General features: G+C 60.0%; 20 protein-coding genes. 10 read left to right on the top strand and 10 right to left on the bottom strand.

Going from position 1 to position 20,936, the window contains the following annotated elements; genetic code table 11:
• The first annotated feature begins 10 nt into the window (after positions 1 to 10).
• Entirely contained in the window at positions 11 to 1,570 is a 1,560-nt protein-coding gene (locus LCF59_RS08880) for a phosphate ABC transporter substrate-binding/OmpA family protein (RefSeq protein WP_292287104.1), read from the top strand.
• Positions 1,571 to 1,593: 23 nt separating this feature from the next.
• On the opposite strand, the gene radC is transcribed toward LCF59_RS08880, so the two are convergent.
• The 3 genes from radC to dnaK form a co-directional block, all read right to left on the bottom strand.
• A complete protein-coding gene (radC, locus tag LCF59_RS08875; protein ID WP_292287170.1) occupies positions 1,594 to 2,322 on the bottom strand; it encodes a DNA repair protein RadC in 729 nt (242 codons plus the stop codon).
• 109 nt (positions 2,323 to 2,431) lie between these two features.
• Entirely contained in the window at positions 2,432 to 3,589 is a 1,158-nt protein-coding gene (gene dnaJ, locus LCF59_RS08870; RefSeq protein WP_292287103.1) for a molecular chaperone DnaJ, read from the bottom strand.
• Positions 3,590 to 3,667: 78 nt separating this feature from the next.
• Complete coding sequence (gene dnaK, locus LCF59_RS08865) at positions 3,668 to 5,593, bottom strand: molecular chaperone DnaK (protein ID WP_292287102.1); 1,926 nt, start codon at positions 5,591 to 5,593, stop codon at positions 3,668 to 3,670.
• Positions 5,594 to 5,803: 210 nt separating this feature from the next.
• Between dnaK and LCF59_RS08860 the strand changes: the two genes are divergently transcribed.
• On the top strand, positions 5,804 to 6,406 hold the full coding sequence (locus tag LCF59_RS08860; protein WP_292287101.1) for an alpha-ketoglutarate-dependent dioxygenase AlkB: 603 nt from the start codon (positions 5,804 to 5,806) through the stop codon (positions 6,404 to 6,406).
• Here LCF59_RS08860 and LCF59_RS08855 read toward each other — a convergent pair whose 3' ends face one another.
• Positions 6,407 to 7,237 (bottom strand): ABC transporter permease, encoded by an 831-nt coding sequence (locus LCF59_RS08855; protein ID WP_292287100.1) that lies wholly within the window; start codon positions 7,235 to 7,237, stop codon positions 6,407 to 6,409.
• Between the two features lie 124 nt (positions 7,238 to 7,361).
• On the opposite strand from LCF59_RS08855, the gene cysQ reads away from it, so the two are divergent.
• From cysQ to LCF59_RS08815, 8 genes are all read left to right on the top strand, one after another.
• Positions 7,362 to 8,159, top strand: coding sequence for a 3'(2'),5'-bisphosphate nucleotidase CysQ (gene cysQ / locus LCF59_RS08850; RefSeq protein WP_292287099.1), 798 nt, complete (start codon positions 7,362 to 7,364; stop codon positions 8,157 to 8,159).
• An 8-nt stretch (positions 8,160 to 8,167) separates the two neighbouring features.
• On the top strand, positions 8,168 to 9,391 hold the full coding sequence (locus LCF59_RS08845) for a glycosyltransferase (RefSeq protein ID WP_292287098.1): 1,224 nt from the start codon (positions 8,168 to 8,170) through the stop codon (positions 9,389 to 9,391).
• Between the two features lie 124 nt (positions 9,392 to 9,515).
• On the top strand, positions 9,516 to 10,406 hold the full coding sequence (gene galU, locus LCF59_RS08840) for a UTP--glucose-1-phosphate uridylyltransferase GalU (protein ID WP_292287097.1): 891 nt from the start codon (positions 9,516 to 9,518) through the stop codon (positions 10,404 to 10,406).
• A gap of 3 nt (positions 10,407 to 10,409) precedes the next feature.
• A complete protein-coding gene (gene galE, locus LCF59_RS08835; protein WP_292287096.1) occupies positions 10,410 to 11,390 on the top strand; it encodes a UDP-glucose 4-epimerase GalE in 981 nt (326 codons plus the stop codon).
• Positions 11,371 to 12,588, top strand: coding sequence for a glycosyltransferase (locus LCF59_RS08830; RefSeq protein ID WP_292287095.1), 1,218 nt, complete (start codon positions 11,371 to 11,373; stop codon positions 12,586 to 12,588). The genes galE and LCF59_RS08830 overlap by 20 nt, the downstream gene beginning before the upstream one ends.
• Before the next feature lie 43 nt (positions 12,589 to 12,631).
• Positions 12,632 to 13,642, top strand: coding sequence for a glycosyltransferase family 2 protein (locus LCF59_RS08825; RefSeq protein ID WP_292287094.1), 1,011 nt, complete (start codon positions 12,632 to 12,634; stop codon positions 13,640 to 13,642).
• Entirely contained in the window at positions 13,639 to 15,345 is a 1,707-nt protein-coding gene (locus LCF59_RS08820; RefSeq protein ID WP_292287093.1) for a beta-1,6-N-acetylglucosaminyltransferase, read from the top strand. The genes LCF59_RS08825 and LCF59_RS08820 overlap by 4 nt, the downstream gene beginning before the upstream one ends.
• A gap of 4 nt (positions 15,346 to 15,349) precedes the next feature.
• Entirely contained in the window at positions 15,350 to 16,786 is a 1,437-nt protein-coding gene (locus LCF59_RS08815) for a sulfotransferase family 2 domain-containing protein (protein WP_292287092.1), read from the top strand.
• 12 nt (positions 16,787 to 16,798) lie between these two features.
• Here the strand turns inward: LCF59_RS08815 and LCF59_RS08810 are convergent, their stop codons facing one another.
• From LCF59_RS08810 to LCF59_RS08785, 6 genes are all read right to left on the bottom strand, one after another.
• Positions 16,799 to 17,263, bottom strand: coding sequence for a PTS sugar transporter subunit IIA (locus LCF59_RS08810; RefSeq protein WP_292287091.1), 465 nt, complete (start codon positions 17,261 to 17,263; stop codon positions 16,799 to 16,801).
• Positions 17,264 to 17,302: 39 nt separating this feature from the next.
• Positions 17,303 to 17,866: a ribosome-associated translation inhibitor RaiA gene (raiA, locus tag LCF59_RS08805; RefSeq protein ID WP_292287090.1), complete on the bottom strand. Its 564-nt coding sequence runs from the start codon at positions 17,864 to 17,866 to the stop codon at positions 17,303 to 17,305.
• Positions 17,867 to 18,091: 225 nt separating this feature from the next.
• Positions 18,092 to 18,850 (bottom strand): LPS export ABC transporter ATP-binding protein, encoded by a 759-nt coding sequence (gene lptB / locus LCF59_RS08800; protein WP_292287089.1) that lies wholly within the window; start codon positions 18,848 to 18,850, stop codon positions 18,092 to 18,094.
• Positions 18,850 to 19,317 (bottom strand): lipopolysaccharide transport periplasmic protein LptA, encoded by a 468-nt coding sequence (gene lptA / locus LCF59_RS08795; protein ID WP_292287088.1) that lies wholly within the window; start codon positions 19,315 to 19,317, stop codon positions 18,850 to 18,852. Before lptA ends, lptB begins: the two co-directional genes overlap by 1 nt.
• Before the next feature lie 14 nt (positions 19,318 to 19,331).
• Positions 19,332 to 19,925, bottom strand: a complete 594-nt coding sequence (locus tag LCF59_RS08790; RefSeq protein WP_292287087.1) for a hypothetical protein — start codon at positions 19,923 to 19,925, stop codon at positions 19,332 to 19,334.
• A 16-nt stretch (positions 19,926 to 19,941) separates the two neighbouring features.
• The gene (locus LCF59_RS08785; RefSeq protein ID WP_292287086.1) at positions 19,942 to 20,556 is read right to left on the bottom strand and encodes a ribonuclease H-like domain-containing protein; all 615 of its coding nucleotides are present in this window, start codon (positions 20,554 to 20,556) and stop codon (positions 19,942 to 19,944) included.
• Positions 20,557 to 20,936 lie beyond the last annotated feature (380 nt).

Genomic DNA, 20,936 nt, shown 5'->3' with positions numbered 1-20,936 from the left:
GAGGCTCTTCATGAAACATCTCCGTGCGGCGCTCTGGGCCGCACTTTTTCTCGGTGTAACCTGCGCCGCAGCCGGGGCAGATGATATCACCTTGACCTCGCGCGATGGGGCGATCGAATTGTCGGGCACGCTCTTGGGCTTTGACGGGCAATTCTACCGGGTCGAGACGCAATACGGCGAACTGACGGTCGATGGATCGGGGGTTCAATGCGACGGGCCGGGATGCCCGTCGCTGACAGATTTCGTCGCGCAGCTTTCCATTTCCGGCTCATCAACCATTGGCGACGTGCTGATGCCCGCGCTGGTTGAAGGGTTCGCCCTGCAAAACGGGTTACGGGCGGAGCGGATCACGCAGGATTCAGCCCATTTCGAATATGTCCTGTCCCGCAGGGATGACGCCACAATCGTTGGGCGCTTCCAGTTTCGCGTGTCGAGTACCGATGAGGGGTTCGCCGATCTTCTGGCAGACGAGGCGGATCTTGTCATGGCCCTGCGCGAGATTCGGCGTGGTGAACTGGCATTGGCCGCCGAAGTCGGGCTGGGCCAGTTGGACGATGTAAACCGCAGCCGGGTTCTGGCGCTTGATGCGATGACGGTGATCGTGTCGCCGGTGAACCCGGTCTCCGCGATATCGGTATCCGACCTGTCGCGCATTCTGTCCGGCGAGATCGACAATTGGCGCACATTGGATGGACCGGATGCGCCGATCACGCTCCATCTGCGCGATGCGCAGTCCGGGATCGCACAGGCGGTGGAAGATCGGGTTCTCAAGCCGGCGCGCCTGACGCTTGCCGACACCGTGGAGCGCCACAGGACCAATACCGCGCTGGCGCAAGCGGTCGCGGGCGACCAGCTTGGTATCGGGGTGGCGAGCTTTTCCGAGATCGGAAACAGCAAGCCATTGGCGCTGACCGGACCCTGCGCGTTCAAGCTGCGCGCCAATCGCCTGTCGATCAAGACCGAGGATTACCCGCTGACCGCGCCGATGTTCCTTTATGTCCCGGCCCGGCGGTTGCCCAAGCTGGCGCGCGATTTCCTGTCTTACACGCGAACGGGGCCCGCCCAGATCATCACGAGGCGCGCCGGGTTCGTCGACCAGGCGCCCGAGGAGATCGCGCTGAATGCCCAGGGCGACCGCTTCGCCAATGCGATCCGTGTGGCCGACGGGCCGGATGGGCTGGCCGAATTGAAGCGGATGGTCGGGACGCTGACCCCGTTGCGGCGGTTGTCGACCTCTTTCCGGTTCGAACCGGGCGCAGCGCGGCTCGATGCGCAATCGCGGTCGAACGTTCAACAATTGGCCCATGCGGTGGAAGCCGGCGTCTATGACGGGCGTCAGATGATCTTTGTCGGCTTTTCCGACGGCCAGGGGCCAGCGACGGGCAATCTGGAGATCGCTGCCCGGCGCGCACAAGCGGTGCGGCAGGCGATCGAAGCGGAGGTAGAGGCCTCGCATCTGTCGCATGTGCAGTTTTCCACGGATGCCTTTGGTGAGGCGATGCCCATGGCCTGTGACAACGCGCGTTGGGGTCGGCAGGTGAACCGCAGGGTCGAGGTTTGGGTGAGGTAGGCTCCGATTTTACGCGACATGCCTTACAGATAGCCTTCGGATTTGAAGCTTACCTCGCTCGATTTTCCGACGACAAGGTGGTCATGTATCACGATACCGACCGTGTCGCAGGCGCGGGCTATCTGGTCGGTCATGTCGATATCGGCGCTGGACGGTGTTGGATCGCCAGATGGGTGGTTGTGGACAAGGATCAGCGCGGACGCGTTGAGTTCCAGGCCCCGTTTGACCACTTCGCGCGGGTAAACGGGGACATGATTGACCGTGCCAGTGGATTGGATTTCGTCGGCAATCAGGATGTTCTTGAGATCGAGGAAGAGGATGCGGAACAGTTCGGTTTCGCGGTGGGACATGGTCACGCGGCAATATTCCAGCAGGGCCGCCCAGCTTGAAATCACCGGCCGTTTGAGCACCCGGCCGCGCGACATACGGTGGGTTGCCGCTTCGATCAATTTCAGGTCACAGGCGATCCTGGGCCCGACGCCCTCTACGTCTTTCAATCGTTCAACAGAGGCGGACAGCACGCCGTTGAAATCGCCGAACGTCTTGATCAGCCGATGCGCAAGCGGTTTCACATCGCCGTTTTTGAGCGATTGAAACAGCACCAGTTCCAGCAGTTCGTAATCGGGCAAGGCGTCTGCGCCGCCGTCCATGAAACGGTCCCGCAGGCGCTGACGGTGCCCCGCGACATAAGGCGGTTGCCTGTCTGACCTGTCAGCCTTGGCCGCAGGCGGCGCCGGGGCCACCGCCGCCATTTCGAACAGGGATCGTTGGGAGGGGGGAGGATCGAGCGCCATCTGCGCATCATGCGCGCGAGGGGCTTAACGAAACGCTAATGGCCCCGCAGATCGCGGGGCCATCGGCTCAGCCTTTCATGGAATCCCAGAAACCCTTCACGGATTTGAAAAAGCTCTTCGATTCAGGGTTGTTGTCTTCGCTCAGCTCTTCGAATTCACGCAGCAGGTCTTTCTGCTTGGACGTCAGGTTGACCGGGGTCTCCACTGCCAGTTCGATGAACATGTCGCCGGAACCCTGACCGCGCAACGCGGGCATGCCCTTGCCACGCAACCTCATCTGGCGGCCGGACTGGCTGCCCGCAGGGATGGCGACCCGGCTGCGGCCACCGTCGATGCTGGGCACCTCGATATTGCCGCCAAGCGCAGCGACGATCATCGAAACGGGCACCCGGCAGTGCAGATGCGCGCCGTCGCGATCGAAGAGGTCGTGCTGCGCCACTTCGATGAAGATATAGAGATCCCCCGGTGGGCCGCCGCGCAGACCGGCTTCTCCCTCTCCGGCAAGCCGGATGCGGGTACCGGTTTCAACCCCTTTAGGGATGTTGACCGACAGCGCCCGTTCTTTCTGGACACGCCCCGCCCCGCTGCAAACCTTGCAGGGATTCTTGATCGTCTGGCCGAGACCGGAACAGGTCGGGCAGGTGCGTTCGACCGTGAAAAACCCCTGGGTCGCGCGGACCTTGCCCATACCGGAACAGGTCGGGCAGGTTGTGGGTTCTGCCCCACCTTCGGCCCCCGACCCCGAACACGCATCACATTGGACCGAAGTCGGCACCTGTATGGTCTTTTGCAACCCCTGATGGGCGTCTTCCAACGTGATGCGCATGTTGTAGCGCAGATCCGCACCGCGGGATGCGCGCTGGCGGCCGCCCGCACGTTGTCCGCCCATGAAATCGCCGAAGAGATCGTCGAACACATCGGAGAAGGCACTGGCGAAGTCGCCCTGCCCCTGTGCGCCGCCAAAGCCGCCACCGGGCCGGCCACCGCCGCCCATGCCGCCTTCGAAAGCCGCATGGCCATAGCGGTCATAGGCCGCCTTCTTGTCGTCATCCTTGAGAACTTCGTAGGCTTCGTTCGCCTCTTTGAACTGGGTTTCGGCCTCGGGATTGTCCGCGTTGCGATCGGGATGCAGCTCTTTTGCCTTCTTGCGGTAGGCTTTCTTGATTTCATCCGCCGAGGCACCTTTGGACAGGCCGAGCACATCGTAATAGTCACGTTTGGACATCATGCCCTCCTTCACCAGAACGTAAAGGGCCGGCCCGGCGTCCGGACCGGCCCCTTATCGGTTCCTCCTGAATATTCCTCAGGCGCGCTTGTCTTCGTCGATATCTTCGAAGTCCGCGTCGACGATCGTATCATCGTCGCCACCCTCCGAAGTGTCCGCAGCAGGGGCTTCGGTATCGCCGCCCTCGTCCTGCTGCGCCTTGTAAATCGCCTCGCCCAGCTTCATCGCGGATTCGGTCACGTTCTGGATGCCGGATTTGATCTTCTCGGCAGTGGATTTTTCATCCTCCAGATCATCCTTGAGCGAAGCAATGGCCAGTTCGATCGCTTCGACCGTGGTCGGATCGACCTTGTCGCCATGCTCTTCCACCGATTTCTCGGTCGAGTGGATGATGCTTTCGGCCTGGTTGCGCGCCTCGACCATCTCCCGGCGTTCCTTGTCGGATTCCGCGTTCTGCTCGGCGTCCTGAACCATCTTTTCGATGTCGTCTTCCGACAAACCACCAGAGGCTTGGATCGTGATCTTCTGTTCCTTGTTCGTGCCCTTGTCCTTGGCCGAAACAGAGACAATGCCGTTTGCGTCGATGTCGAAGGTCACCTCGATCTGCGGCATGCCGCGCGGTGCGGGCGGAATTTCCTCAAGGTTGAACTGACCGAGCATCTTGTTGTCGGTCGCCATTTCACGCTCACCCTGAAAGACCCGGATGGTCACCGCGTTCTGGTTGTCTTCGGCTGTCGAGAAGATCTGGCTCTTCTTGGTCGGGATCGTGGTGTTGCGATCGATCAGGCGGGTAAACACGCCACCCAGCGTTTCGATACCGAGCGACAGCGGGGTCACGTCGAGCAGGACAACATCCTTGACGTCACCTTGCAGGACGCCGGCCTGAATGGCCGCGCCGAGCGCCACAACCTCATCGGGGTTCACACCCTTGTGCGGCTCCTTGCCGAAGAATTTGGTCACTTCCTCGCTTACTTTCGGCATGCGGGTCATGCCGCCGACGAGAACCACCTCGTCGATATCGTCGGTCTTGAGACCGGCATCTTTCAGCGCGGCCTGGCACGGCTTCATCGAGGATTTGATGAGATCGCCCACGAGACTTTCCAGCTTGGCGCGGGTCAGTTTCATGACCATGTGAAGCGGCTGGCCGGTTTTTCCGTCCATCGAGATGAAGGGCTGGTTGATCTCTGTCTGGCTGGAGCTGGACAGTTCGATCTTGGCCTTTTCCGCCGCTTCCTTGAGACGCTGGAGCGCCATCTTGTCTTGCGTCAGGTCGACGCCGTTCTCTTTCTTGAACTCGTCCGCGAGGTAATTGACGATCCGCATATCGAAATCTTCACCACCCAGGAAGGTGTCGCCGTTGGTGGATTTCACTTCGAACAGGCCATCGTCGATTTCGAGGATGGTCACGTCAAATGTACCGCCGCCGAGGTCATAGACCGCGATGGTGCGGGATTCTTTCTTGTCGAGACCGTAGGCCAGCGCGGCGGCTGTCGGTTCGTTGATGATCCGCAGCACTTCGAGGCCGGCAATCTTGCCCGCGTCCTTGGTGGCCTGACGCTGGGCGTCGTTGAAATAGGCAGGCACGGTAATAACGGCCTGATCCACTTCTTCACCAAGATAGCTCTCGGCAGTTTCCTTCATCTTCTGCAGGATGAAGGCGGAAATCTGGGAGGGGCTGTATTTTTCCCCCTTGGCGCGCACCCATGCGTCGCCATTGCCGCCGTCGATCACTTCGAACGGCATGTTCTTGCGGTCCTTGGCCAGATCCGGGTCATCGTTGCGACGACCGATCAGGCGCTTGACGCCGAAGACGGTGTTTTCGGGGTTGGTGACAGCCTGACGCTTTGCCGGCTGGCCGACAAGGCGCTCGTCGTCGGTGAACGCGACGATGGAGGGTGTTGTGCGCGTCCCTTCCGCATTTTCGATCACACGCGGCTGCGACCCGTCCATGATCGCAATGCAGCTGTTCGTTGTACCGAGGTCAATACCAATCACTTTGGCCATTTTTTCGATCCCTTCATTTCTCAAGGCGATGTCACGAGACGAAGACCCATTCCGGCATCCCGCCCCGCATTTCATTCCACTGGCCGTGTTCGTCCAGCGGGTCCGGTCGGTATATAAGGAGGCATCGGGACGCCTGCAAGCGTCGCTGCTAGGGTGATTTTCTTAAAATTTCGGTGTGTATTCCGGGACCGGGCGGATTATTCTGGCAAAATGACCGTGTTATCCATCCGAGGGTTCGAGATTCATCCAGGGTATCTGGATGCCGGGGAACAGGCCGCCATCGTCGCGGACCTGCGCAAATGCCTGGCTCAGGCGCCGTTGGTTCAGCCCGTGACGCCGCGCGGCAAGCCGATGTCCGTGCGGATGAGTGCGGCAGGGGACTTTGGTTGGGTGACCGACCGCAAAGGCTACCGCTACGAAACGGAACATCCGTCGGGCTTGGCTTGGCCGCCGATCCCCACCAGTGTGACGCAGGTCTGGCGCGCCTTGGTGCCCGAGGCACGTGCGCCGGAGTGTTGCTTGATCAACTGGTATGACGACACGGCCAAGATGGGGATGCATCAGGACAGCGATGAAGCGGACATGGCCCAGCCGGTGCTGTCCATATCGCTGGGCGACGAGGCCTTGTTCCGTATGGGCAATACCACGCGGGGCGGCAAGACGGAGTCGCTCTGGCTCGGGTCCGGCGATGTGGTGGTCATGGCCGGAGACGCGCGTCGCGCCTTCCATGGAATCGATCGCGTGCGCGCCGGCAGTTCGACGCTCTTGCCGAAGGGCGGGCGAATCAATCTGACCCTGCGGGTCGTGACCTGATCAGCGCCGGGCCGACCACGACGCAGAGGCGTGTTTGCGCGTGTAGAATTCGCCCATCAGCCCGACCATCAGCAAGGTCAGGGACAGGTACATCACGTAGTGCCAATCGGTGTAGCGCGGCGCGTAATTTATAAAGGCAAACCCCCGCGCCTGATCGATTGTATGGAACAAGGGATTCCAGTCGAAAATGGCGATCATGGTGCTGGGCAACTGGTTTGCCACGAACATCTTGCCAGAGGCGATCATGTTCGCGCGTTTGTAAAGGGTGGAGAGCGTGCCTGTCAGACCGGGCAGCCACGGCTTCAGCGCGAGGAATACCAACCCGATCGCGCCCCCCGAGAACCAGGACAGAAGCAACATGCCCATGACCCGCGGCGGATCGACGATTTCATTGAGCACATTGGGATTGATCGCGACATCGTAGACAAACAGGATGAAGAACATCGCAAGAACCTGGATATACAGCGTCGAGAGCATGCCGGAGATGATCGAGATCACGGTGTTCATGGGCGCGTGCTGCAACATCGGGCTGGCCGGTCCTTCGCTCCCCAGAACCGCACCAACCGCCTTGTTGTGAGTCATGAACATGAAGATGCCGGTCAGCAGGAAAATCACGAAATCCCCGCGCAGCGCCAATCCCTTGAGACCCATTATGCTGAACATGACATAGAAGAAGAGAACGAACATCAGCGACTGGAAAACGCTGATCGCGATGGACATGAACGCATTGCCATGGGTCTTGCGAATGGATCGGACCGTATCATGGTAGATGAGTTCGAGGATATTTACAGCCGAAGCCGCCCGGTTGCTCGGAGCCGATTTCTGGAACATCTGTGCCTGCCTCTGCCTCTGTCCACGATTTGCGCCAACCTGTCTGACTGTTGTTGCGGACATTTGTTAAGCAGACGATAAAAGACACGCGCTTTCAAATCAATCGACGCGAGGACAGATTGCCATGGACCATGATGCACTGATGCACACATTGCGCAGGCTTGCGCTTGAGGCAGGCGACAGGATCATGGAGATTTACCATGCCGATGACTTCGATATACGCGCCAAGTCCGACGAAAGCCCGGTAACCGAAGCCGACGAGGCGGCGGATGCGCTGATCTCTGCCGGGTTGCGCGCGGCCTTTCCGGAGATCGCGCTTGTGACCGAGGAACAGTCGGAGACGCATGATCAGGATGTCCGCGACTTCCTGATCGTCGATCCTCTGGACGGCACCAAGGAATTCATCCAGCGCAGAGGTGATTTCACGGTCAATATCGCGCTGGTCGAAAACGGCGTGCCGACGCGCGGTGTTGTCTATGCCCCCGCCAAGGGACGGTTGTTCTATACAGACGCGCATGGGCAGAGCGTCGAGGAAACCGGCGATCTTGCGAAAGCCACGGTCGGGGTGCAGACGACGATTCATGTATCGGACCCCGATACCGGCGCGCTGATGGTGGTCGCGTCGAAGTCTCATCGCGATCAGGCAACGGATGATTACATCAACCGCTACCCGGTGAAGGACAGCAAGAGCGCGGGATCGTCGCTCAAGTTCTGTCTTGTCGCGACGGGAGAGGCGGATTTCTATCCCCGGCTGGGCCGGACGATGGAATGGGATACGGCGGCCGGCCATGCTGTCCTGAACGGGGCCGGCGGCAAGGTGCTGCGGCTGGATGATTTGCAGGCATTGACCTATGGCAAGCCGACATTCTCCAACCCGTTCTTCGTTGCAGCGGCCCCGGGCATCGACCTGTCTGCCGCCTGACACGCGGGATGGCGGCCCTCCCGATCAGCGTGATCGTTGTCAGTCGCAATCGACCGAAATGGCTGCGGCGGTGCCTGCTCGCATTAGGCCAGTTGGACTATCCGCGCCTGGAGATCCGGGTCGTTGCCTGCCCCGACGGGGCAAGCGTGGCGCGAAAGATGGGCGGCATTGCCGTCCACGAATTTGATCGGCCCAATATCTCGGCGGCCCGCAACTTGGGCGTTTCGATGGCGCGCGGCGCGGTGGTGGCCTTTATCGACGATGATGCCGTGCCCGAACCGACATGGCTGGCCCATCTTGCAAGGGTTTTTGACGATCCAGACGTGGCGCAGGCCGGGGGCACGACGCTTGGCCGGAACGGGATCTCCGTACAGCAGGCTGCGTCCCGCGTTGATGTTTTCGGGCGATCATATCCGCTGGCGCTGGACGCGACCGCCCCGGGACCCGTGACCTTGTCAGACGACCGGTATCCGCGATTGCACGGCACCAATATGGCGATCCGCCGGGATTGTCTGGTCGACCAGGCCGGCTTTGACGAACGCTTTGCGTTCTACCTTGACGAAACGGATCTGACCTTGCGCCTTGCGCGCGCCGGCGGGGCCACGATGTTCGTGCCCAGCGCTGTGGTTCACCACGCCAACGGGGAAAGCGCCTTCAGAGGCGCCGACCGGACGCCGCGAAGCGTGTTCGAGATCGCGGCCTCGGCAGCGGTGTTTCATGCAAAGCATTGCCCGGACGCAGTCGCGCAAGAGGCGCGCGACATGTTTCTTCTGGACCGGCGGAATTGGCTTTTGCGGCACATGCACTCCGGTGCGCTCGGGCCGGACACGGCCTATCGCCTGATCCGCGACCTGCGCCGCGGGTATGATGCAGGATTGCAGCGGCCCGCCGTGATGCCGCGGGAGTTTCCAGACCCGAAAGATGCGGTACCGGAAGCACCGAAACAGACCGGGCGCGATGTCTACCTGTCACGACCGGCGGACACGGCAAAGCTCCGGTCCTTGATCGAAAGCGGGCACCGGGTGAGCGTCTTTGACTACAGGCTTGATGCGAGGTTTCATCAGGTTTCGTTTACAGACGCGGGCTATTGGCGCCATACCGGCGGGATATTCGGACGTGAACTGCGATCCGAACCTCTGGTACAGCGCGGCACACGAGCGCGACGTATGCGCGATACACTTGACCGATTGTCGGGTATTCGCGCAATTTCCGAAATACGCTGCGGAGATTAGGGACACCAAGGCAAAAATCTGCAAAAGACCGCATTGTTTCCGCTGTTCTGTCATACACTCAAATCAGATAGACTGACACAACACGCGACGCGTGACGAGACGAGTTTAATGAGGATTAGCCACGATGCGTAGAAAAGTCACCAAAGCCGTTTTTCCAGTTGCCGGGCTTGGAACGCGCTTCCTGCCGGCCACGAAATCTGTCCCGAAAGAGATCATGACGCTCGTGGATCGGCCGCTTGTGCAATACGCCATCGACGAGGCGCGCGCCGCCGGAATCAAGGAATTCATCTTCATCACCTCGCGCGGGAAAAGCGCGCTCGAGGATTATTTCGACGAATCCCCCGTGCTCGAGCAAGAGCTGCGCAACAAGGGCAAGCTCGATATCCTCGAAACCCTGAAATCAACAAACATGGAAAGCGGCGCCATTGCCTATATGCGCCAGCACAAGGCGCTTGGCCTTGGGCACGCGGTGTGGTGTGCGCGACGTCTTATTGGCGATGAGCCTTTTGCGGTGATGCTGCCGGACGATGTGATCTCGGCGGAAAAGTCATGCCTGCAGCAGATGGTCGAAGCCTACGAGGAAACCGGCGGCAACATGGTTGCGGCCATGGAAGTGCCGCAAAGCAAGACATCGAACTATGGCATCCTGGACGTTCAAGAGGACATGGGATCCATGGTGTCGGTCAAGGGCATGGTCGAAAAACCCGCACCCGGGGATGCACCGTCGAACCTTGCCGTGATCGGGCGCTACATCCTCGATCCAAAGGTTCTGCAAAACCTGAGCAAGCTCGAATCCGGTGCCGGCGGCGAAATCCAGTTGACCGATGCCATAGCACAGGAAATCGACAAGACAGGTGTCTATGGCTATCGCTTCCGAGGTCAGCGTTTCGACTGCGGATCCAAGGCCGGCTTCCTTCAGGCGACCGTTGCCTTCGGATTGGCGCGTGACGATCTCAGGGATGATTTGCGCGGGTTCCTGGACTCCGTCATACAAGCCGAAAACGCGGCAGAGTGATCCATGAACATTCTCGTTTCGGGCGGCGCGGGGTATATCGGGTCGCATGCCTGCAAGGCGCTGGCACAGGCCGGGTTTACCCCGGTTACCTTTGACAACCTGTCAACCGGTTGGCGCGATGCCGTCCAATTCGGGCCCTTCATTCAAGGTGACTTGACGGATGCAGAGGCAATAGGCCGCGCGTTCGAGACCTATGAACCGAAAGCGATCCTGCATTTCGCCGCGTTAAGCCGTGTGGACGAGGCGATGCGCAACCCCGGTCTTTACTGGCGCAACAATGTTCTCGGGTCGCTGAACCTGATCGAGGCGGCTGTCGAGCATGGCTGTCTTGACATCGTGTTTTCATCGACCTGTGCGACCTATGGCGACCAGGACAACGTCATTCTGGACGAAACGACGCAACAGCAGCCGCTCAACGCCTATGGCGCGTCAAAACAGGCGGTGGAGCAAATGCTGCGTGATTTCGGGGCCACGCATGGGGTTCGCCACGTCGTCTTTCGCTATTTCAACGTGGCAGGCGCTGATCCAGAGGCGCAGGTGGGCGAATTCCACAGGCCGGAAACGCATCTCGTGCCGATTGTTCTGGATGCCGTGGCAGGCGTTCGGGACGGGGTCACGATATACGGCACGGATTATCCGACCGAGGATGGCACCTGCATCCGCGACTATGTGCATGTCTCCGACCTTGTCGATGCGCATCTTCTTGGCTTGCGTTGGCTGCTTGAGGGCAAGGGGAGCCGGGCCTTCAATCTTGGCACCGGGTCGGGCTTTTCGGTGCGCGACGTGATCGATGCCGCGCGCCGCGTGACGAATATGGACGTCCCCACGACATTGGGCGACCGGCGGCCCGGCGATGCAATCAAGCTGGTGTCGGGGTCGAACCGGGCCGAGCATGAGCTGAACTGGAAACCGTGCAAATCGACAATGCCACAGATGATCGAAGATGCATGGCGGTGGCATCAAGTTGCAGATTATCGCGAATAGCCCTGCGCCGGCGCATCTTCTGGATGTGACCCGAACCGTCAGCCGGGCCGGGCTGCGACCCACCGGGATCGACAGGATCGAACGGGCCTATATCGCGCATCTGGCAGACGATCCGGCGCCGCTTTTCGGGCTTGTGCGGACGCGGCTTGGATTTCTGCTTTTGGACAGGACTGCTTGCCGACACCTGTTGACGCATTGCGACAGACCAATGTGGCAGCACAGCGACCTGATATCGCGCCTGTCGCGGCGCAAGGCTCCACGGCGCGGGGAAACGGAAACCGGGCTGCGCCGGATGGCGCTGGACCGGTCAACGGGACCTGGGCTGACCGGGATGCTGAAACGGCACCTGCCAAGGGGAACCGTTTACCTCAATACGGGGCAGTCCAATTTCGATGACCGGATTATCCGTGCCCTGCGCGCCTGCGACGCGACGCGGATCGCGGTCTATCTGCATGACACGATCCCGCTCGACCTGCCCGAGGTGCAGACACCGACATCCCGACTGGCCTTCAAACGGTTTTTCGACCGCGTGGACCAGCACGCCGATATCGTGATGTGCAATTCGAAACAGACCAAGGCAGAAATTCTATCGCACGCTGCGAAGCTTGAGGAGGATGTCATTCACGTTCTTTGGCCCGGCCAGCCGTCCATGACAATCGGCACGGCGCCAATCGGTCCATGGACCGGAAAGCCCTTTTTCGTGGCGATCGGCACGATAGAGCCGCGCAAGAATATCGGGTTTCTGCTGGACCTTTGGCACGCCTACACCGGCACCGAGGATCCGCACCTGGTACTGTGCGGGCGGCGCGGCTGGATGAACAAGCCGGTGTTTGACCGTCTCGATGCGCGGCCGCGAAACGTGCATGAACTGTCCGATCTGGACGACAGCGCGATGTGGGCGCTGCTGGAAAAGAGCAACGGATTGCTGTTTCCAAGCCGGGCCGAAGGTTTCGGCTACCCCGCGATCGAGGCTGCAGCGCTCAATGTGCCGGTGATATGCACAGCTTTGCCAGTCTTCCAGGAGGTCTTGGGCGAATACCCTGTTTACGCCAGCGAATCAGCACGCTACCTTTGGCATGAGCATATAGAGAAACTGGCGCAAAAACGTCGGGACCAAACCGGTGATCAGTATAGAATGTACGGGGGTATTGCCCCACAATGGCAGGCGCATTTCAACAAACTGTTTACCGCCTTTTGATACCCGGACGTTCCACGCGGCCGCAAAGACAGGCAACTGATCCTTGGGATTGGCGCAAAGATACCGGCTAAGGCTTCAGCGAAAACGCTGGAGACTCCGCGCGTTCCGCAAACGCCGCGAACTGAAACCTGTCTCCAACCGCACCGATCTGATCCGCCGCAAGGACGTTCTGGTGTTCTGCACGCTGCGCAACGAAGGCATCCGGCTGCCCTATTTCCTGAAATACTACCGGGAAATGGGCGTGTCCCATTTCATTTTTGTCGACAATGACAGCACGGATGGCACGGCGGAACTGCTCGCTGCGCAGCCCGATGTGTCGGTCTGGCACACGCGCAAAAGCTACAAGCGATCCCGCTTCGGCATGGACTGGATGAACTGGTTGCTGCGCAGATATGGCCACGGTCACTGGTGCCTGACTGTCGATCCCGACGAATTCTTCGTTTACCCGTTCTGCGATTCCCGCCCCTTGCCGGCGTTGACCGACTGGCTCGAGGCGTCCGCGATCAAATCCTTCAGCGCGATGCTGCTGGACATGTATCCCAAGGGCCGGATCGACGCGGTGCCCTACCAGGCGGGCCAGAACCCTCTTGAAATCGCGGCATGGTTCGATTCCGGGAATTACACGGTCAAACGCAATCATCTCCTGGAAAACCTGTGGATCCAGGGCGGGCCGCGGGCACGCGTGTTCTTTGCCGACCGTCCCGAGGCGGCACCGGCCCTGAACAAGATCCCGCTGGTCAAATGGCACCATCGTTATGCCTATGCCAGTTCCACACACATGCTCCTGCCGCGCGGCCTGAACAAGGTGTATGACGAATGGGGCGGCGAAAAGGCCTCGGGCGCGCTTTTGCACACCAAGTTCCTGAGTACGTTCAACGAAAAAGCGATGGAAGAGCTCAAGCGCCGCGAACATTATGCCGGAAGCCAGGAATACGTTGCCTATGCCAGTGCGCTGAAGGACAATCCCGAGCTTTGGTGCAAATGGTCCGAGAAATACATCAACTGGCGCCAGCTTGAGATTCTCGGCCTCATGTCGATGGGCAACTGGGCATGAGCATCGGGATCGTGATGCTGGCCCACACCGCGCTGCATCGCGCGGAGCAGGTGGCCCGCCACTGGACCAAGGCCGGTTGCCCGGTGGTGATCCATGTGGATCAGGTGGTGCCGAAAAAGCGCTTCAGGATCTTCGCCGAACGGCTGGCCGACGATCCCCTTATCCGGTTTTCCCGCAGGCATCATTGCGACTGGGGAACATGGGGGCTGGTGGCGGCCAGTCAGGATGCCAGCCAATTGATGCTGTCCGAGTTCGAGGACGTCAGCCATGTCTACCTGACCTCTGGCGCCTGCCTGCCGCTGCGCCCGGTGCAGGAATTGGTCGACTACCTCAAGGCCCGACCCCGCACTGACCATATCGAAAGCGCAACAACGGCAGATGTGCCCTGGACCATAGGCGGGCTGGACGAGGAACGTTTTACCATGCGGTTCCCGTTTTCATGGCGGCGCAACCGATACCTGTTTGACCACTTTGTCGAGTTGCAGCGCAAGATCGGTTACAGCCGCAAGATCCCCGATGGTTTGACGCCGCATATGGGAAGCCAATGGTGGTGCCTGACCCGACAGACGCTGGCCTCTATTCTCGAAGACCCGAAGCGCAAGATCTATGACCGGTATTTCCGTCATGTCTGGATCCCCGATGAAAGCTATTTCCAGACCCTGACGCGGCTTTATTCGACCAATGTCGTCAGCCGGTCGCTGACCCTTTCGAAATTCGATTTCCAGGGCAAGCCGCACATCTTCTACGATGACCATCTGCAATTGCTGCGCCGGTCGGATTGCTTTGTGGCGCGCAAGATCTGGCACAATGCGGATCGTCTTTACACGACGTTCCTGAGTCCCAAACCCGGCCAGTTGAGCCTTCAGGAACCCAACCCCGGCAAGATCGACCGCATCTTTGCCAAGGCGGTGGATCGCCGGACACGGGGGCGTCCCGGGCTTTACATGCAAAGCCGCCACCCCAACGAGGATTGGGAAAACGGCGTGACAGCGGCCAAGTATTCGGTGTTTCAAGGGTTCACCGAATTGTTCACCGATTTTGAGCCCTGGCTGTCACAGGTAACAGGCGCGCGGGTGCACGGACATCTTTTCGCACCGGACCGGGCGCATTTCGCAGATGGGCAAAGCTTCATGAACGGTGCGCTATCCGACAATGCGACGTTGCGCGACTATGATCCCAAGATGTTCCTGACAAACCTTTTGTGGAACACGCGCGGCGAACGGCAGTGTTTCCAACTGGGGCCGAAAAGCACGCGGCATGTGATGTGGGACATCGCCAAGGACCCGAACGCGCAGGTTTCGGTGATCTCGGGAGCATGGGCGATCCCGCTGTTCCAATCGAACCGCAGCTTCGCGGACCTGCGGCGCGAAGCTGCACAGTTGCAGAAGATCGAGACCGAGATGCTCGATTCGCTGCGCTCGCCCTATTCCAAGTGCCGCAGGCGGATCTGGACGATGGCAGAGTTCATCGAAAGCCCGATGGAAGCGATTCAGGTGATCGTGGACGAGATCGGCTTTCAGCCCAATCGCCGGCTCACGGAGGCCCCGCGCATAGTGGACCTGACCGGTTTTGGGCAGTTTTTGCAAAATCTGAAGAACCAAGGCATGCATCCCTATCTGATGGGGGATTTCCCCGCCGACCCGATTGCACAAGGCCCCGCACCTGATGCACTCCGCCCGCGTCCATACCTCGTGAAAGACTGACCCCTTGACCGCTCGCTTCGATCACTTCGTGGTTTTCGCCGAGATGCGGACAGGCTCGAACCTCCTGGAGGATTATCTCAACCAGATCCCCGGCGTGACCTGTCACGGGGAGGCGTTCAATCCCAATTTCATCGGCTATCCGAACCGGGACGATGTTCTTGGCATCACGCTGCGCGAGCGCGAGGACACCCCGGAAAGGCTGTTGTCGACGATCCGGTCACAATCCGGCGGACTTGGCGGTTTTCGCTATTTCAGTGACCATGACCCACGCATCCTGCCCGCGCTCCTGGGCGATCCGCGCTGCGGCAAGATCATCCTCACGCGGAACCCTCTGGATAGCTATATCAGCCTCAAGATCGCGCGTGCGACCGACCAATGGAAACTGACAAATGTGCAGAACCGCAAGGCGGCCAAGGCACATTTCGACATGCATGAATTTGAACGTCATCTTGGACGGACACAGGCCTTTCAGATCGAGGTGACGCGCGCGCTGCAGGTGACGGGTCAGTCGGCCTACTACATCGGATATGACGATCTGAACGACACCGAGATCCTGAGCGGTCTGGCCGCTTGGCTGGGGATCGAGATGGCACCGGAGGCGTTCCAGTCCGAACTCAAGCCGCAGAACCCGCAGCCCGTGTCGGACAAGGTGTCCAACTTTGACCAGATGCAGACATCCCTGCGCGCGATGGACAAATTCGATCTGGGGCGGACACCGAACTTCGAACCCCGGCGGGGACCGGTGGTGCCGACATATGTCGGCTCGGCGCGGCACCCGCTTTTGTTCATGCCGATCCGGTCCGGCCCGCAGACCAGTGTGACGACATGGATGGCGGCGCTCGAAGGGGACGACTCAGAGCTTGTCACCAGGTTCAACCAGAACACTTTGCGCAGCTGGATGCGGGACCATCCCGGTCATCGCCGCTTTACCGTTCTGCGGCACCCCCTGGCGCGCGCCCATGCTGCGTTCTGCGACAAGGTGCTTGCCACGGGACCGGGCAGTTTCACCAAGATCCGCCGGCACTTGATTCGGTCCCACGGCATCGCGATGCCGCAGGATCCGAATGATCCGGGGTACGACCTGCGCGCTCACAAGGTCGCCTTCCAGGGGTTCCTGGGCTTCCTGCGCTCGAACCTGAACGGGCAGACCAGCATCCGGATCGACGCACATTGGGCCAGCCAGGTCGCGGTCTTGCAGGGCATGGCGGATTTCTGTTTGCCAGACCACCTAATCCGCGAGGCAGACATGGCCACGGCCCTTCCCCGTCTGGCACAGGCGGTCGGCGTCGATGTCGTTCCGGCCCTGCCGACAGAGGACACGCACAAGATCAGGCTCTTGCAGATTTACGATTCGCAGCTCGAAAAGCTGTGCCGCGATGTCTATCCGCGTGATTACATGATGTTCGGCTTCACTGATTTCGATCGCGACGCGACCGCCTGAGGCAGGCGGGGATCAAGCCGCCTGAACAGCAGCCGCTTCGGTGATAATGGTGTACAGGGTCGACGGGTCGGGGTTTGACCGCAGCTTGGTGCAGAACGTCTGGTCCCGCAGCGTGCGGGACACCAAGGCCAGAGCCTTGAGATGTTCAACGCCGGCATCCTCTGGCGCGAACAACGCGAAGATCACGTCGACTGGCTGACGATCGACCGCCTCGAAATCGATGGGTTTTTCCAGCAGGATGAAGACACCGGCCACCTTTTCGACCTTGTCGAGTCGGGCATGTGGCAGGGCGACGCCATGGCCCACACCCGTGGGGCCAAGGCCTTCTCGTTCGAGCAGCGCTTCAACCGCGTGCTGGGCCGGAATCCCGTAGGCGGACTCTGCCACCTCGGCAATCGAATGCATTACGCGCTTCTTGCTGGATGCTGTCGTCACGGCCTTGACGGCCTTCGAACTCAACAGGTCTGCGAATTTCATGGGCTGCTCTTTGTTGGAAGAGCGGTGCTCGAATGTCGATCAGGGGTCGATCCAGCCGATGTTTCCATCGTCCCGGCGATACACGACGTTGACACCGTCCTTCTTGTCATTCCGGAACACCAAAACCGGCAATCCCGCTAATTCCATTTGCATCACCGCTTCGCCAACCGACAAAGACGGGATTTGCGTTTCCATCTCTGCCACGATGATCGGCTGAAGTGATTCAGGTTCGTCATCCGGCGTTTCCGCGTCGCTGGCGAGGATATACGAGGACGCACCGGAGAGTTCAACCGGCTCTGTCCGATCCTTGTGGTGGTCCTTGAGGCGGCGCTTGTAGCGGCGCAACTGCTTGTCCATCTTCTCGCAAGCACCGTCAAAGGCTGAATAAATCTCGGTTGCATGTGCCTTGGCCGTCGCGTTCAAACCGGTCGACAGGTGAACCACCGTCTCGCAAACATATTCATGGCCGCTCTTGGAGAAGATGACTGTCGCGTCCGTCGGGCGGCCCGCATACTTGCCCAGCATGGCTTCAAGTTCGGTCTTCACATGAGCCTGAAGCGCCTCCCCAACATCGATCTGTTTGCCGGTTATCTGGTAACGCATAGGATATCCTTTTTTATTGTTCTGGTCTTGCAGCCGAACTGTGCGGGCCTGCCCGCCGGTCCGTTCAGGAGCAAAAGGAATATGACGCGACGCCCGCTTGATCCCGTTGACCCGCCGGGGTGGCGGGCAGTGCACAACGTGACGGTCTGAGTCTTCAAACGCCATGGCTCCATTTCAATCCCGGCACGGCGACCTGTCAATCACTTCCATCAAAAGCCGTGGGAATTATCCAATCCGAAAGCTGTCTCCAAGATAGACCCGGCGCACGTTTTCGTTGCGCACGACCTCTTCGGGAGAACCGGACATCAGCACCTTTCCATCGTGCAGGATATACGCCCGATCCACGATTTCGAGCGTTTCGCGCACATTGTGGTCGGTAATCAGGACGCCGATGCCCCGTTTCTTGAGATCGGCAACAAGGTGGCGGATATCGCCGACACTGATCGGATCGACGCCGGCAAAGGGTTCGTCCAACAGCAGGTACTTGGGATCGGCCGCAAGACAGCGCGCGATTTCAACGCGGCGCCGTTCCCCGCCCGACAAGGCCAGCGCGGGCGCGCGACGTAGATGTTCGATCGAAAACTCGCCCAGCAATTCCTCGAGCCGTTCGCGGCGGCGATGCCTGTCTGATTGGCTGATATCGAGAATGGCGCTGATATTGTCCTCCACCGTCATGCCGCGAAAGATCGACATTTCCTGTGGCAGATACCCGATTCCCAAGCGCGCGCGGCGGTACATCGGCAAGAAGGTAACGTCATGCCCGTCGATCAGCACAGTGCCGCCTTCGGGATTGAGCAACCCGGCAATCGCATAGAACGACGTGGTCTTGCCACTGCCATTGGGGCCGAGCAGCGCCACCACCTCGCCGCGCTGCACCTCGAGCGATACGTCGCGGATCACCACGCGTTTCTTGTAGCTCTTGCGCAGGTTCCAGACGATCAGCCCGCTTTGCCCTTCGGTCACTGAAAAGGCCGGAGTGGACATCAGTTCTCTTCTGATGAGAACACGGTGCGCACCCGCCCGTTCATCTGGGCGGTGCCGTCTTCGAGATCGACATCCATGCTCTCGGACACCAGCGTATTGGCCCCTTGGGTCAAAAGCACATTGCCCGTCATCCGGATCGTCCCGCGATTGACCTCGTATTGCGCCTGGTCCGCCTCGGCGGCCTGGTCGCCATTGACCAATGTAACACCGCCGGTCGCTTCGAGCCGTTCCACCCCGTTTTGGTTTTCGGTGTAGAACACCAGAACGCGCGGCGCGGAGAGACGCATTTCGCCCTGCCCGATCACCACGTTTCCGGTGAACAGCGCCGACCCGTCGTTCTGCGAGACTGAGAGCGAATCCGCGCTGACCTCGACCGGAAGGGATGTGTCCTGGTCCACAGTGCCGAACGGAACCGCTGTGCCCTGCGCCGCCGCGCCAAAGGCAAGCCCCAGCATCAGGAGTGTCATCACTGTTCGTCTCATTACCGGGCCTCACTTTGTTGCGGGCTGTATACCAGCTTTACCCCATCGGTGAACAGCAACTGAATGTCGGCTCCCTGTTCCGTGTCCCGGACCAGCAATTTTCCGGCCGAAAGGGTCAGGCCAGGCCCGTCCGCTCGCACCGGCGCGGTGCTTTCCATGTCGACCCGATCGATTGCGGCGTCCATCCCGTCCGTGCGCACGGAATAGCCCGAACTGCTTTCGAGCGTGACACCGTTGCGCAGCACAAGCCGGTCTTCGTCGTCCACCCGCCCGAGGGCCGCATCAATCGTGATGCGGTTGCCGGGGTCGATGTCGATCACCGCGCGCAGATCGTCGGCGACAATCCCTGCGTTCTCGTCGTCACCCATGCGTGCCTGCCGCGCGGCAAGGGTCAGGCCCTGTCCGCTTTCGGTGGTTCCTGCGTAAAACGGCGCGCCGATCTGTTCGCTCTTGCTCGGGTCGGCGCCACCGGTCAGGACGGGGATGGGTGCGATCGGGTCCGGCCCGCGCGAAAAGAGAAAGATCGTCGACAACAGCACAAGCGCGCCCAGCGGCAGAAAGATCTTCAACCAAGCGATCAGACGCGAATACATCTGGCGATCCGACCGGTCACGAATGCGCGAAGATATCGGTATCCGGCCAACCGACAAGATCAAGACGCGCCCGTGTCGGCAGAAAATCGAAACATCTCTGCGCCAAGTCGGCCCGGTCCTCTCGTTCGAGCATCACCTGAAGCGCGTCGCGCAACCGGTGCAGGTACAGAACATCCGACGCGGCATAATCAACCTGCGCCTGGCTCAGATCCGGCGCGCCCCAATCGCTGGATTGTTGCTGCTTGGAAATATCGATGCCCAAGAGTTCCTGAAGCAACGCCTTCAATCCGTGCCGGTCCGTGTAGGTGCGCACGAGGCGGCTTGCGATTTTCGTGCAATAGACCGGTGCGGTGACGACGCCGAAGGTGTTCTGCAATGCTGCGATATCGAAACGGCCAAAGTGGAACAGCTTGAGCACCTTCGGATCGGTGAGAAGCCGTTCAAGGTTCGGCGCCGAGGTCTGCCCCTTTTCGATCTGCACCAAATGCGCGCTGCCATCCCCGTTGGACAACTGAACAACGCACAGGCGATCGCGGTGCGGATGCAGACCCATCGTTTCGCAATCAATCGCGACTTCGGATCCAAGGTCGAGATCATCTGGCAGATCGCGCGCATAAACTTTGTGGGACATGGAAAACCAATCCTGGCTGAGAACAACGTCTTGCAGATAGACCGTCGCCAATTGTGGCGCAACCTGTCCGGCTTTGCCCAACTTCGACCCGATTCTGCGAACTTGGACCAGATTCGGGCGGAATGTGGCGGGAACAGGATTTCGATTGTGCAAACTCAAGGCAAAATTATTTCAAATTATTACATTTCGTGATGTCTATGAGGGTCCGCCGCCTGGACTTTCTGATTGCCGGAATAGGCTTTCAGAGGACCGCGGCAGATGGTTCTTTGTCGCAAACTCGGGAACAGTCGGCACGACCCAAACACGATGGCTGTCAACGGCATCTGTTTCGCCGACGGCCACAACAAGCGCTTAGGACCAGGATTGTCTGAATAGCTGAT

The sequence above is a fragment of the Marivita sp. genome (genome assembly GCF_020055675.1).
GTDB lineage: Bacteria > Pseudomonadota > Alphaproteobacteria > Rhodobacterales > Rhodobacteraceae > Marivita.
Note: the sequence above shows the minus strand (reverse complement) of the source record. Positions and strands in the feature narration are given on the sequence as shown.